13 protein-coding genes are annotated in these 14,076 nt (G+C 65.5%); 8 read left to right on the top strand and 5 right to left on the bottom strand.

Annotated features, from left to right (window positions below; all coding sequences use genetic code 11):
* Positions 1–7: 7 nt before the first annotated feature.
* Together ACZ1I2_RS07090 and ACZ1I2_RS07085 are read right to left on the bottom strand one after the other, a co-directional pair.
* Positions 8–580, bottom strand: coding sequence for a hypothetical protein (locus ACZ1I2_RS07090; RefSeq protein WP_465174615.1), 573 nt, complete (start codon positions 578–580; stop codon positions 8–10).
* 116 nt (positions 581–696) lie between these two features.
* The gene (locus ACZ1I2_RS07085) at positions 697–1,368 is read right to left on the bottom strand and encodes a murein L,D-transpeptidase catalytic domain family protein (protein WP_465174616.1); all 672 of its coding nucleotides are present in this window, start codon (positions 1,366–1,368) and stop codon (positions 697–699) included.
* A 127-nt stretch (positions 1,369–1,495) separates the two neighbouring features.
* On the opposite strand from ACZ1I2_RS07085, the gene ACZ1I2_RS07080 reads away from it, so the two are divergent.
* The 6 genes from ACZ1I2_RS07080 to ACZ1I2_RS07055 all read left to right on the top strand — a co-directional run bounded on the left by ACZ1I2_RS07080 (position 1,496) and on the right by ACZ1I2_RS07055 (position 10,839).
* Positions 1,496–2,122 carry a L,D-transpeptidase family protein gene (locus tag ACZ1I2_RS07080; RefSeq protein ID WP_465170385.1) on the top strand — a complete coding sequence of 209 codons (627 nt, stop codon included), beginning with the start codon at positions 1,496–1,498 and terminating at the stop codon, positions 2,120–2,122.
* A 111-nt stretch (positions 2,123–2,233) separates the two neighbouring features.
* Complete coding sequence (locus tag ACZ1I2_RS07075) at positions 2,234–2,728, top strand: Lrp/AsnC family transcriptional regulator (RefSeq protein WP_372850024.1); 495 nt, start codon at positions 2,234–2,236, stop codon at positions 2,726–2,728.
* A gap of 376 nt (positions 2,729–3,104) precedes the next feature.
* Positions 3,105–6,221: a TonB-dependent receptor plug domain-containing protein gene (locus tag ACZ1I2_RS07070; RefSeq protein ID WP_465181611.1), complete on the top strand. Its 3,117-nt coding sequence runs from the start codon at positions 3,105–3,107 to the stop codon at positions 6,219–6,221.
* 44 nt (positions 6,222–6,265) lie between these two features.
* Entirely contained in the window at positions 6,266–7,858 is a 1,593-nt protein-coding gene (locus ACZ1I2_RS07065) for an amidohydrolase (protein WP_465177174.1), read from the top strand.
* Positions 7,859–8,018: 160 nt separating this feature from the next.
* Entirely contained in the window at positions 8,019–10,487 is a 2,469-nt protein-coding gene (locus ACZ1I2_RS07060) for a DUF5117 domain-containing protein (protein ID WP_465174618.1), read from the top strand.
* A gap of 193 nt (positions 10,488–10,680) precedes the next feature.
* The gene (locus ACZ1I2_RS07055) at positions 10,681–10,839 is read left to right on the top strand and encodes a hypothetical protein (protein WP_465170389.1); all 159 of its coding nucleotides are present in this window, start codon (positions 10,681–10,683) and stop codon (positions 10,837–10,839) included.
* 27 nt (positions 10,840–10,866) lie between these two features.
* Here ACZ1I2_RS07055 and ACZ1I2_RS07050 read toward each other — a convergent pair whose 3' ends face one another.
* The 3 genes from ACZ1I2_RS07050 to ACZ1I2_RS07040 form a co-directional block, all read right to left on the bottom strand.
* Entirely contained in the window at positions 10,867–11,256 is a 390-nt protein-coding gene (locus tag ACZ1I2_RS07050) for a c-type cytochrome (protein ID WP_465170390.1), read from the bottom strand.
* 169 nt (positions 11,257–11,425) lie between these two features.
* Complete coding sequence (locus ACZ1I2_RS07045) at positions 11,426–12,028, bottom strand: alpha-ketoglutarate-dependent dioxygenase AlkB (protein ID WP_465174619.1); 603 nt, start codon at positions 12,026–12,028, stop codon at positions 11,426–11,428.
* Positions 12,028–12,654, bottom strand: coding sequence for a YbhB/YbcL family Raf kinase inhibitor-like protein (locus ACZ1I2_RS07040; RefSeq protein ID WP_465170392.1), 627 nt, complete (start codon positions 12,652–12,654; stop codon positions 12,028–12,030). Before ACZ1I2_RS07040 ends, ACZ1I2_RS07045 begins: the two co-directional genes overlap by 1 nt.
* A 73-nt stretch (positions 12,655–12,727) precedes the next feature.
* Between ACZ1I2_RS07040 and xth the strand changes: the two genes are divergently transcribed.
* Both xth and ACZ1I2_RS07030 read left to right on the top strand, forming a co-directional pair.
* Entirely contained in the window at positions 12,728–13,501 is a 774-nt protein-coding gene (gene xth, locus ACZ1I2_RS07035) for an exodeoxyribonuclease III (RefSeq protein WP_465174620.1), read from the top strand.
* A 186-nt stretch (positions 13,502–13,687) separates the two neighbouring features.
* The gene (locus tag ACZ1I2_RS07030) at positions 13,688–13,861 is read left to right on the top strand and encodes a hypothetical protein (protein ID WP_465174621.1); all 174 of its coding nucleotides are present in this window, start codon (positions 13,688–13,690) and stop codon (positions 13,859–13,861) included.
* Positions 13,862–14,076: the final 215 nt, after the last annotated feature.

Here is a 14,076-nt window from a genome sequence, read left to right as displayed (position 1 = left end):
CGCGGGGTCAGCCCAGCAGGATCGCCGATCCGGTAAAGGGCAGCACCAGATCATAGCCCGCCGGCGGGGGCGTTATCGGCGTCTCGGCCGAGGTACCGAACTGCGTCACGCCCGCGCCGAGATGCGCCGCCAGATCATGCCGGCCGCCGGCGAAATCGAACGGACGGCTGTCGATCAGGCGCGCGGAAAAGACGTTGGTGCCGATCAACGGCACCGACGAACCCGCCACCGTCGTTCCCACCACCAGGCTGGCGCGGCGAAACGTCGCGATCCGCTCGCCCAGCGCAAAGGAGGCGGGATCGTCGAAGTCCCCGGCCGGTCGACGCTGCAGATAGAGCGAGAATTGCCCGACCGGATCCACCCCGAGCGACAATGCGCCATTGTCGACCGCCTTCGCGTCGAACGGCCGGGCGGCGAAGGTGAAATGCGCGGTGGTCTCGCTGCGCGGGCCGTCGAACAACGGCACATCGAGGAACGGCAGATGCAGGAAATAGCCGAAATCGGCGAGCGTGCCATCGGCGGTGCGGTAGAAACGGCCCGTGACGTACCAGGCAAGTTCGGCGGGGAGCAGAGCGGTCATGCGGCTATCCTGCGGTAAGGCGACCGCTTCATTCTGGCCTATCCTTGACGACACCGTCGACAAGGGATGCCACCATCGGTGGCGCTATGCATCCTTGGGCGTCAGACTTCCGGGCGTCAGATCTTTGCCGCGAACAGCAGCCGCCCCGGCCCGAGCCGGTCGAACACATAATCGATCTGCGCCTCGCCGAACACGAAGCACCCGTCGCTCCGGCCCAGCATCGGCTGGACCAGCAGCAGCTCGGGGTTGGCGTACCAGGCGCTGTGGATGACGATCGCGCGGTCTTCCGCATTGCTGTTGGTCGGATCCAGCCCGAGCAATCGCTGCGAGGCACCGTGATCGCCGACATAATAATCGGAGGTGAGGAAACTGCCCTCGGACGAGCAAAGCGAGCCATCGTCGTTCGAAAAATGTTGCAGCCAGCCGCTGTGATCCGGATCGGAACCCTTGCCATGGGTCACGAGGAAGCTGGTGGTGGCACCGTTGCGCAGATCGACCAGATAGAAGCGCGGCTGGGAGGACGGCGCGCTGAAATCCACGATGGCCACGCGGTCGTCGAACTCGATCCGGTCGCGATGCCGGTCGAGCGCGACCAGCGCCTGGCCGAGCAGGGCGGGCCGGACCTTGCACGGCGCGGCGATCGGCGGAAAGTCGCCCGATGCCGCCGCGGCGGCGGCGCCGAGCGGATCGGGCAGCACCAGCGCAGCGGTCAGCGCGCCGACGACGCCCGCGCCCGTCCGCAAGATCGTGCGCCGCGTGGGCGTCGCTTCTTCATCCCGCAATGACATGCCTCGACGGTCTTCCTCTGCGCAGGCTATCAGATTTTTCCCGTCAATTCCCGACCAAAGTGACGGCACCAAATCACGCCATGGCCGTTGACGCCTCGAAGGGGGAACGCGCGACGACGAGGTGCTCATGCCGTTATCCCGGAGTTCGATCTGGTCGCTTGCCGCGGCGCTCCTCCTTGCCTGGACCGCTACGCCGGCGCGCGCGGCGGACGGCGCCCCGTTCACCAGCGACATGGTCGCCGCGCTCGAGCCGGGCCAGTTCCTCTGGAACGACGCCGGCGGCACGGGCGACATCCGGATCCTGGTCAGCATCCCATTGCAGCGCATCCATGTCTATCGCGGCGAGACGCTGATCGGCCTGTCCCCGATCTCGAGCGGGGCGCCAGGCTTCGATACGCCCGTCGGCGACTTCACCATCCTGGAGAAGGACGCGAAGCACCGTTCCAACCTTTATTCGGGCGCGCCCATGCCCTTCATGATGCGCCTCACCTGGGACGGGATCGCGATCCATGCCGGCCGGAACCCCGGCTATCCCGATTCCCATGGCTGCGTCCGCGTGCCCATCGCCTTCGCCAGAAAGCTCTATGGCGTGATCGGGCTCGGCGCGCGCGTAGTCGTCACCGACGATTATGCCGATCCCCTGTCCGTCGAGCCGGTGATCGACGCGCCAGTGGCGGCACCCGAGACGGTCTCGCCCGAAATGACGCGCGGCGCTGCAACATCGACGATCGCCTGGACGACACCCGCGCCGTAGCGGTTCGATCAATTTCTCTCGCCGGAATCCCCTAGCCGCATTGCCATCGGCGTTGCATCAATTCATGTTGCGACGCACAATCGATCAAATGATGCGCAAAGGGGACAGTGCGTGAACGATTCCGGCATGACCGACATCGATGCGATCGACTATCGCATCCTCCGCGAACTGGCGAGCGACGGCCGCGCCTCCGACGTCGCGCTGAGCGAACGCGTACATTTGTCGAGCACCGCCGTCGCCCGGCGGCGCAAGATCCTGGAGGAACGCGGCGCGGTGCGCGGTTATTCCGCCGATCTGGACATGGCGCGGCTTGGCTTCGGCATCGTCGTGATCGTGATGATCGAACTGAGGTCCCAGGCCGAAAACGTGCTGATGGAGTTCGAGACCGCCGTCGTGAAATGCCCGTCCATGTCCTATTGCAGCTTCGTCTCGGGCAATGTCGACTTCCTGATGATCATCCATGTGAAGTCGTTCGAGGATTACGACCGGGTCTATCGCAGCGAACTGTCCATGCTGCCGCATGTCGCCAAGATCCGCAGCAGCTTCGTCATGCGCGAAGTGGCGCAGCGATCGGTTCCGCCCGTCTTGCTCAAGGGCCCGGCCTGAGCGAGCGATTCGGACCGGATTCGGTGGTAACGCGGGAATCGGGCTAGCTGACGAGTGGTGGCGCCCGGAACCAGCGCTCGATGCACAATTCGTGAAAGAATCTACGCAAACATCGTCAATCTGCGCGTGAAAATAGCGACATCTCCTATCTGAACTCTGCTAATCTTGCGTCAGGGCAATTCCGCAGAGAATTGCCTCACCAGGGAGACTGCACTGCGCGAGTCATATTCGGGGCGCTGACCATCAGGTCGGCGTCGCAGGTGAGGTGCGCGCGACATACATCGGCCAGTAACTATAGCGTTCAATGACAATGTTCCGAAAAGGGACAGAGTGAAGGGAGAGGTTGCCCAGGGAGTAACAATAATCGGGGGCGACCATGACAATTTCATTCAGCGCGAACACGACTTCCGACCGCCGGCTTTTCAGGCGACATAGCCTTTCGACCGCCGGGATTCTGGCACTGGCGATCGTCGCCATGCCCGGCATCGCCAATGCGCAGACAGCGCCGGCGATGATGGCAAGCGTCGAGGACAAGGCACCGGCGGCCGGAGACACGGCACCGGCCGACACCCTCGTCCAGGACCAGTCAGCGGCGGGAGAGGCGCCCCAGGAGGAGATCACCGTCACGGGATCGCGCATCGTGCGCGACGGCTATGATGCCCCGACCCCGGTCAGCGTGATCAGCAGCAAGGAATTGCAGGCCGAGGCGCCGGCCAACATCGCCGACTTCGTCAACACGCTTCCGTCGGTGCGCGGCAGCTCGACCGCGGCGAACTCGAACGGCTCGCTCAGCAACGGCCTGGCCGGCGTCGCGTCGGTCAACCTGCGCAACCTGGGGTCGCAGCGCACCCTGGTGCTGTTCGACGGCCAGCGCTCGGTCGCCTCGGCGACCAGCGGCGTGGTCGACGTCAATACCTTTCCCCAGGCGCTGGTCGAGCGGGTCGAAGTGGTGACCGGCGGCGCTTCCTCCGCCTATGGCTCGGACGCCGTTTCGGGCGTCATCAACTTCATCCTCGACAAGAAATATACCGGCATCAAGGGCAGCTACGAATATGGCGTCACCACCTATAGCGACGGCCCGAACCACAAGTTCACGCTGACGGCCGGCACCCCCTTTGCCGGTGGCAAGGGTCATGTCCTGGTCAGCGGCGAATATTTCACCCAGAAGGGCATCCAGTCGATCGACCGCGACTGGAACGACAGCGGCTTCTTCCAGATCGACAACCCCGCCTATAGCGAGACCGCGTGCAAGGACGCGCTGGCTTCGACGATCTGCTATCCGGCGCGCCTGATCCAGGGCGGGATCGGCACCGGCCAGTTCACCGAAGGCGGCCTGATCAGCACCGGGCCGTTCAAGGGCGTCTATTTCGGCCAGGTCGATCCGGCGACCGGCAAGGCCTCCGTCAATAATTTCGTGTTCGGCCCTTCCAATGGGCAATGGATGGTCGGCGGCGATTATCTGATCGGCCGCGAAGGCCATGTCAGCAGCGCGACCCTGCTGCCATCGGAGGACCGCAAGAGCGGGTTCGGCCGGATCTCCTATGAATTCTCGCCCGCGTTCGAGCTGTACGGCCAGATGGCGTACACCCGCTACCAGGGCCAGAGCTATTACCAGCAGACGCCGACCACGGGCGTGACCATCCAGATCGCGCCGTCCGCGACCAATGGCGGGCTGGTCAACGCCTATCTGCCCACCAGCTTCCTCAACCAGGTCAACGCCTATAACGCGAACCCCGCGAACACGACGAAGGTCACCACGGCCACGATCGGGACCAGCAATATCGGCATCCCGCCCCAGGGCAGCGACAATACCCGCGAGGTGTTCCGCTATGTCGTGGGTGCCAGCGGCGATTTCAGCCTGTTCGACCGCGAGCTGCACTGGGACGCCTATTACCAGAAAGGCATCACCAAGACCAACGAGCTGCTGACCAACGCCTGGAACATCGATCGCATGGCGCTGGCCACCGACGCGGTGGTGGCGCCGGCCGGCAACGCGTCGGGCATCGCCGCCGGCACCATCGTCTGCCGGTCGCGCCTGACCGCCGCCAATGTCAACAATGGCTGCGTGCCGATCAACCGCATCGGCGTGGGCGGCGTTTCGCCCGAGGCGCTGGCCTATGTCCTGTATGACGGCCTGCAACCGCTCCGGAAGCAGACGCTGAAGCAGGACGTGGCGGCGTTCAACCTGTTCACCAACAACCTGGTCGATCTCTGGGCCGGCCCGATCTCGCTCGGCTTCGGCGGCGAATGGCGTCAGGAATCGGTGACCGGATCGGTCGATCCGCTGTTCCAGCCGCGCGTCGCCAATGGCGTGACCAGCGGCACCTGGATCTACGGCAATTATCTGCCCACCTTCGGCAAATATAATGTGAAGGAAGCCTATCTCGAGACCATCGTGCCGCTGTTCAAGGGCGCGGATTTCAATGGCGCCTTCCGCCTGACCGACTATTCCACCTCGGGCACGGTCAGCACCTGGAAGGCCGGCGTGACCTGGCAGCCGATCCCCGACGTCAAGTTCCGCGGCACCATCTCGCGCGACATCCGCGCGCCGAACCTGGGCGAGCTGTTCGCGCCCGGCACCGGCCGCACCAATACCGTCAACGTGCCAGTCCAGAATGGCACGCGCATCGACCAGCGCGTCGACCAGTTCAACGAATCCACCGTCGGCAACCCCGCGCTCAGCCCGGAAGTCGCCAAGACCTACGGCGTCGGCGCGATCTTCACGCCCAGCTTCATCCCCGGCCTCGCCTTCTCGGTGGACTATTTCCAGATCAAGCTCAGCGGGGCGATCGCCAATATCGGTGCCCAGACGCTGGTCACGCAATGCTATGAACAGAGCAATGCCGCAGCTTGTGCCGCCATTTCCACCACCGGCGGCCGTGGCGTCACCACGCCCAACCTGCTCATCACCAGCATCGAGCTGAAGCCGACCAATTTCGTCGGCATCGAAGCCAAGGGTATCGATTTCGAGGCAAGCTATCGCAAGCCGATTGGCCCCGGTGCCCTGACGCTGCGCGCGCTGGTGACCAAGAATATCAGCCTCTACACCGACAATGGCGTCGACGTGCCGACCGAGGCAGCCGGCCAGAATTCGGGCAGTCTGCCCGACTGGACCTATCGCCTGACCGCCGGATACGATGTCGGGCCCTGGGGCTTCCAGCTGGTCGGCCGCGGCGTGAGCGGCGGCGTGTACGACAACAGCTATATCGTCTGCAGCACGGATTGCCCGGTCTCGACCGTGGCGAACCGCACGGTGAACCGCAACGACATCGCCGGTGCGATCTATGTCGACCTGCAGGTCAATCACGAGTTCGAGATTGCCGGCGCCAAGACCACGGCGTTCCTGTCGATCAAGAACCTGCTCGATACCGATCCGGTGCTCGTCGGCAACGGTCCGACCGGCAACAACACCCCGGCATATCCGCAGACCAACCGCAATCTCTACGATGTCCTCGGCCGCGTGTTCCGGGTCGGCGTCCGGTTCGATTTCTAAACCTCAAGACCAGAAAAGATCAGGAGAATTTCAACATGAAGAAGATGGTTGGATTGACGGTCGCCTTGCTGTCCACCGCGCTTTACGTCCCCACCGCCGCTCACGCCCAGGCCAAGCCCGCGCTGAAGGCGGCGGCCGCCGCAAACGTCGATGCTCATGCCAAGCTGGTGCAGGAGATGGTCGACTCGATCTACAGCTTCGCCGAGCCGGGCTTCCAGGAGTTCAAGACCTCCGAATACATCACCGGCATCCTCGAGAAGGAAGGCTTCAAGGTCACCCGCGGCGTGGCGGGCATCCCGACCGCCTTCACCGCGACCTGGGGCGAAGGCGGCCCGCTGATCGCCTTGGGCAGCGACATCGACGGCCTGCTCGGCCTGTCGCAAATGCCGGGCACGCCGAAGATCACGCCGATGGTGCCGGGCGCGCCGGGGCATGGCGAAGGTCATAACAGCGGCATGCCGCTGATCGTCGCCGCGGCGATCGCCGCCAAGGACGTGATGATCAAGAACAACATCAAGGGCCGGCTGATGATCTGGCCGGGCGTCGCCGAGGAGCTGCTCGCGACCAAGGCCTATTATGTCCGCGAAGGCCTGTTCAAGGGCGTCGATGCCTCGATCTTCACGCATGTCGGCAATCGCTTCGGCACCGGCTATGGCGAGATGGGCAATAACGGCATGGTCTCGGTGGAATACAGCTTCCACGGCAAGACCTCGCATGCCGCCGGCGCGCCCTGGGCGGGCCGCAGCGCGCTCGACGGGGTCGAGGTGATGGACATGGCGTGGAACATGCGCCGCGAGCACCTGCCGCTCACCCAGCGCTCGCACTATGTCATCACCAATGGCGGCGGGCAGCCCAACGTCGTGCCGGGCGAGGCATCGGTCTGGTATTATTTCCGCGAGCAGACCTTCGATTCGATCCGCAAGCTCTACGAGACGGGCAACACCATCTCCGAAGCCGCGGCGATGGCGACGGGCACCACGGTCACGCGGCGCGTGCTCGGCTATGCCGCGCCCAATTTCGGCAACAAGCCGATGGCCGAGGCCGCCTATGCCAATATCAAGGCCGTCGGCATGCCCAAATGGACCGCCGACGACCAGGCTTTCGCCAAGGCCGTGCAGGAGAGCAACGGCCTGAAGGTCCAGCCGCTGTACGACACGATCGCGCCGCTCTCCACGCCGGAGACGCGCGGCCCCTCCAATGGCGGCGGCTCGGACGATATCGGCGATATCATGTGGACGGTGCCGACGATCACCATCGGCTTCCCGTCCAACGTGCCCAGCACGATCGGCCATAACGTCACCGCGGCGATCGCGATGGCGACGCCGATCGCGCACAAGGGCGCCGTGGCGGGCGCCAAGGCGGTGGCGATGACCGTGCTCGACCTGATGACGACGCCCAAGCTGATCGCCGACGCCAAGACCTATTTCAACACGGTGCAGCAGAAGGACCAGAAGTACGATCCGGTGCTGACCGCGGCGGACAAGCCGGCGATCGACCTCAACACCCAGCTGATGGCGCAGATGCGGCCGCAGATGGAGAAATTCTATTACGATCCGACCAAGTACAGCAGCTATCTCGAGCAGATGGGGGTCAAATATCCGGCGGCCGCTTCGCCGCCGCCGCCTGCCGCGAAGTAACGCCCGCGTCCCCAGCCGTCATGCCGGACTTGTTCCGGCATCCATCGTCCCGCAGACACCGCAGTCGTTGCGCGCGCGGAACCATGGACCCCGGAACAAGTCCGGGGTGACGGTGGAGGGGTTACCGACACAGATCACCCCCTCCTATCGGAACAGGTCCATGAACAAGGCGAAGCTGCTCACTTCCTCGCTCGGCGCGATCTGCCTGGTCGCGCTCTCCCCATCCGCCATCGCGCGCCCGGCCGACCCGCCGGCAAAGGGCGCCTCGCTGCCCGCGCGCGTCGATGGTTTCATCCCCTATTATTTCGATGCGGCGAAGGGCCGCGTGCTGCTCGAAGTGCCGATGTTCGACGCGGACGTGCTCTATTACGTCTCCGCCGCGACCGGCGGCGGATCGGTCGAGCTGCCGTTCGATCGCGGCGTGATGGACAGCGCGGTGATCCGCTTCACCCGCGTCGGCGGCAAGGTGCTGGTCAACGAGCAGAATCTGCGCTTCCGCTCGCTCAACGGCGATGCCGCGCATGCGCAGGGCGTGGCGGACAGCTTCCCCACCTCGACCCTCGCCGCGCTGCCGATCGAGTCCGAGAGCGGCGGCAAGGTGGTGGTCGACGCGACCTCCTTCTTCATGCGCGATGCCGCCAATGTGGAGGCGCAGCTTCGCCGCGCGAACCAGGGCAGCTACAAGTTCGATGCGGGCAAGAGCAGTTTCTACCCCGCACGGATGAAGGCCTTTCCCGACAATACCGAGATCGAGACCAGCGCGACCTTCGTCGCCGACAATCCCGGCGCGCTGGTGACGGGCGTGACGCCCGATCCGCGCATGATGACGATGCGCATCCACCACAGCTTCCTGCGCGCGCCGACCGGCTACACCCCGCGCGAGGCCGATCCGCGCATCGGGGTGAGCGCGGTGCGGTTCCAGGATTATTCGAAGCCGTTCAGCGAGAGCCCGGAGGAAAGCTGGATCACCCGCTGGCGGCTGGAGAAGAAGGACCCGAGCGCCGCGATCAGCGACCCGATCAAGCCGATCACCATCTATTTCGATCCCGCCATCCCCGCCCCGATCCGCCATGCGATGAAGGAAGGGCTGCTGTGGTGGAACAAATCCTATGAGGCAGCGGGCTTCAGCAACGCGATCGTCGCGCTCGATGCGCCGGCCGATATGGACCCGATGGACATCCGTTATGCCTATGTCCTGTGGATCAACCGCGACGAGCGCGGCTTCTCCTCGGGCGGCACCTATCGCGATCCGCGCACCGGCGAAGTGATCGGGTCCAAGGTGCGTATGGACACGCACCGCATCCGCACCGTCGGCAATTACTGGGACGTCTACAGCGCCGGCCTGCCCGCCGATGGCAGCGGCATCACCATCGCCGATCCCAATCTGCTGAGCGACGACGCGATGGCGGCGATGCCCAAGGGGCAGCGCGACATGGTGCTGCTGCGCCAGGCGCTGCTCACCGCGCATGAGCTCGGCCATGCCCAGGGTTTCGGCCATAACTTCGCCTCGAGCCTCAACAACCGCGCCTCGGTGATGGAATATCCGACGCCCCGGGTGAAGGTGGTGAACGGCAAGCTCGACCTGAGCGAGAGCTTCCAGAAGCAGATCGGCGCCTATGACACCTACATGGTGCGCTACGCCTACACCCCCTTCCCCGCCGCGTCGGAAAAGGCCGGGCTCGACGCGATCATCGCCGACATGCGAACCAAGGGCATCATCTACGTGCCCGACACCGATCCGCGCTGGACCTGGTATGACGACCGCGCCACACCGACCGAGAATCTGCGCGAGGACATGGCCGCGCGCGCGATCATGATCGCCAATTACGGGCAGGGCATGCTGAAGGCGGACGAGCCGGTCGGGTCGCTGCGCAACACCCGGCTGTGGATGGCCTATCTCCACCATCGCTACGCGATCGAATCCGGCCTGAAATATGTCGGCGGCCTGTATGAGAATATCGTGGTCAAGGGCGACACATTGCCGCCGACCGAGTTCATCCCGGCCAAGCTGCAGCGCGACACGCTCGGCCTGTTGATGGAGGCGATCGAGCCGAAGAACCTGGCGCTGCCGGAATCGCTGCTGGTGCAGCTCACCCCCGATCCGGGCAACAACCTCGAGGACCTGTCGACCGACGACGTGTTCGACCAGCTGCGCGCCGCGCGCATCCTCGCCGGCATGGTGGTCGAACCGCTGTTCGACGCGGCCAAATCGACCCGGATGATCGCGCTCGGCGCGCGCCAGCCCGATACGCTGACCTTTCCGGAAATGGTCGACACCGTCCTCGCGCATAGCTGGAGCGCGGCGGCCGACGCCACTGCGTCCGACCGCGCGCTGCGCCGGGTGACGCAGCAGGTCGCGCTGGAATCGATGATGATCCTGGGCGGCAATGACGACGCCGCGCCCGAGGCGCGCGCCTATGTGCTCGACAAGCTCTCGACCCTGGCGACGACGCTCAGGACCAGGCCCGGCGGCGATGCGCTGACCACGGCCTTTTACCGCCAGACCGCGCGGGACATCGCGCACTATCTGGAAGACCCCAAGGCCAATGCGCCGAAGACGGCGACGCCGAGCTGGGGCAAGGGCCCGCGCTCGCGCTTCCCGCAGCCGCCGGGGCCACCTTTGGGCTGATCCCAATCCTTGTGTCGGGGCCCGGCGATCGGCCGGGCCTCGACCTGATGCAGCCGGACCGGTTATAAATACCCAGTCCGATCAACACGATATATCGACGGTATTGGCTCGCTTCGTCGCATTTGCGTCACATTATCGACAATTGGCGGAACGATCGTCCCTTGATCTGCATTAAGCCCCCAAGTGGGGAAAAATGGACAAGCACCAAAAACTCGAAGCCGAGATAGCCCGCATCGAAGCAACGCAGGATGCGTTGCGCGAGAGCATCGAGGAAACCAAGCAGCTTTCGGCCAAGGCCGAGAAGCTGCTCCAGCAGCACAAGAAGTCGCTTCAGGCTCAATCGGACGATTGAGCGATCCGCGGCGACCGCGCGGCGGGGCTATTTCTTGCCAGCGCCATTCTGCTTGAGGAACGCGATCACATTGGCCTGATCCTGCGGATTGGGCAGCCCGATGAAGATCATCTTGGTGCCCGGCAGCGCCTGGCGCGGCGCGGCGAGGAAGCGGGCGAGATTCTTGTCGTTCCACACCTGGCCCGAGGCCTTCATCGCCGGCGAATAGTTGAAGCCGGCCACGGTGCCCGCCTTGCGATTGACCACGCCGCGCAGAGTGGGGCCAAGACCGTTCTTGCCCGACGGATCGACGCTGTGACACGAAGCGCATTTCTTGAACACCACGGCCCCGGCCACGGCATCGGCGGGCGGCGCGGCGGACGCCGCGGTGGCACCGGCCAGCATTGCGATCGCCGTCAGACCAGCAAGATACTTCATTCGGATGCTCCCATACGCAACGTCACGATCTTCGCCCTCGCGCATTCCAGTTGAACCGGTGATGACCGGCCAGCGGGAGAGTCGCGCGGCGCTCCTCCCTTAAGGCGGGCTTGCCGCGACCTTGCAATGCCCTTGTTGGGGCCCCTCGCACGGTGAGGGCGCGAAGACTCTAGCCGGCGATCTTCAGGCCCTTTGCCGACAGGCTGCGGAAGGTGACCGACCAGCGGCGTACCGCCATGGCGGCGATGCTGTGCTCCCAGCCGTGCCGCGCCTCCCCGCCCAGATGATAGATGGAGCGTGGGGCGAGCGGCAGGGCGGCGCGGTCGAAGCCCTGTTCCGTTCGCCGCCGCAGCCTGAGCGTCGCCTGGGTCTCCAGCGAGATGCCGACGACATGCTCGAACACCGGCCGGTCGCGGTGCCAGCCGATGCCGGCGCCGGGATCGTACCGGACGATCAGCGCCTGGACGAGATCGGCGACCGCCAGCCCGGCAAAACCGGCCGCCCGCTCGCGCAGGGGCAGCAGGAAATCGGGGATCGGCTCGGTCGGGCCGAAGCTCGCATCGTCGAAGTCGTAGCGCCAGCCGAACGACGTGGTCAGCCGCTTGCCCAGCCAGCCCTGGAAACGGAACGGCGTGACCTCGATCCGGTCGAGATGCTCCACCAGCGTTCGTTCCTCATCGGGCGTGACGATGTCCGGCGCATAGTCGATGCCCGCGGGCAGGCCGGGCGGCAGCGCGGGCTGACTGCCGAACAGGTCGATCCGGCTCGCCACTATGCCGTCGCCGCGCGCCCGAGGCGCGCCGGGCCGGTCGGCGCCTGCTCGCCGCGCGAATAGGTGCCGGTCGTCACGCCCGCCGCCAGCACGCGCCCGCGGATCGCCTCGACGATCGCCGCGCGGCCCGGATTGGCGCCGAGCGCCGGCGTCTCCGACAGCGCGAAGAGCTGGAACACATAATCGTGCGAGCCGTGCCCGGTCGGCGGATCGGGCGCCAGCCAGCCCTGGGCGAAGAAACTGTTGCGCCCGACATCGCGGCCATCGCCGTCGCCCGCGCCGTCCTCGGCGATCGCGCCCTCGGCCAGCCGGTGCTCGTCGGCGGGCAGGCCCCAGACCACCGCATGGACCAGGGGCGTCAGCGACGGCGCGTCGGGATCCTCGACGATCAGCGCGAGGCTCAGCGTGCCCTCCGGCACCGGGCCCCACACCAGCGGCGGCGACACGCCGGCCCCGTCAGCGGTGAATCGCTCGGGCAGGCGCGCGCCATTGGCGAAGGCCGGGCTGGACAGGTCGATCGCATCGCCAGTCAGGCCGAGGTCGATATCGGCAATGACCAGCCGGGCATGGCCGGCGCGCACGCCCTTGAACAAACTCCCCAGCCAGTGCGGCACATGTTCGAGCATCGGCGGCCTCCTTCATGCGTTAGATGGGATCAACCCGCCGATGTTGCGAGGTTTCCACGGAAGGACGCCGCCGATGAAGATCGCGACCTATAATGTGAACGGGGTCAATGGCCGCCTGCCCGTGCTGCTGCGCTGGCTGGAGGAGAGCGCGCCCGATGTGGTGTGCCTGCAGGAGCTGAAGGCGCCGGACGAGAAATTCCCCGCCGATGCGATCGAGGCAGCGGGCTATGAAGCGATCTGGCACGGGCAGAAGAGCTGGAACGGCGTCGCGATGCTCAGCCGGGTCGGTGCGCCGGTGGAGACGCGGCGCGGCCTGCCCGGCGACCCGGACGATCAGCACAGCCGCTATATCGAGGCGGCGGTGAACGGCGTGCTGATCGCCGGGCTCTATCTGCCCAACGGCAATCCCCGGCCGGGCCCGAAATTCGACTATAAGCTGGCCTGGTTCGAGCGGCTGATCCTGCATGCGGCCGAGCTGCTCGCGACGGGCATGCCGGTCATCATCGCCGGCGACTTCAACGTGATGCCGACCGAGCGCGACGTCTACAAGCCCGAGCGCTGGCTCGACGACGCGCTGTTCGCGCCCGAGGTGCGCGCCGCCTTTTTCCGCCTGCTCGACCAGGGCTGGACCGATGCGCTGCGGACCAGGCACCCCGACGAGACGATCTACACCTTCTGGGATTATTTCCGGAACGCCTATGCCCGCAATGCCGGGCTGCGCATCGATCACCTGCTGCTCAGCCCCTCGGTCGCGCCCCGGCTCGTCGCGGCCGAGGTCGATCGCGAGGTGCGCGGCTGGGAGAAGAGCAGCGACCATGCCCCGGTGTGGATCGAGATCGAGGACTGAGCAGGCTGGTGCCCGGCAGCCCGAATGTCGTCAGATCAACCTGATAAAAGGGCATTGCCGGCCATGAGCGATGTTAGAGACTCCCACCGCAACAAATGTTAGATTCCATTATCGCCGGGCCTACCGTTGCGAGTCGGCGACCGAGAGCAGGTGGAGAGCTCCCCGCATTGACTGATGGGGGTTGTCATGCCGAATCAGACCGATCGCGAGTATTTCCGTCGCCGCGCCGAGCAGGAGCGCGAAGCGGCCGCGAAGACCGGCGCTTCCGCGCGCGTGATCCATGCCGACCTGGCCGGCCGTTACGCGCACCTGGCCGGGGACGATGCGCCGGCGGAACCGGATCGCAGCACGAGCGAATAGGCACGGCGCCGGATTGCGAATGATGTAAGCATAGAAACGAAGGCGCCTGATGGCGGCAAACGCTGGACGTGGACCAGGCATTCGCACGATCGCCCTTCCCCGGCGGAGGCCGGGGTCCAGTTGGAAAGGTGGTTGTAACGACGCACAGCATCTTGCCACGATCGTCCCCCGACTGGGCCCCGGCCTTCGCCGGGGAAGCGAAAAAAGAGGAGAGG

It is taken from the genome of Sphingomonas sp. BL-S-29 (assembly GCF_055521495.1).
The sequence above is the reverse complement of the archived record's forward strand: the minus strand, read 5'-3'. Positions and strand labels throughout refer to the sequence as shown.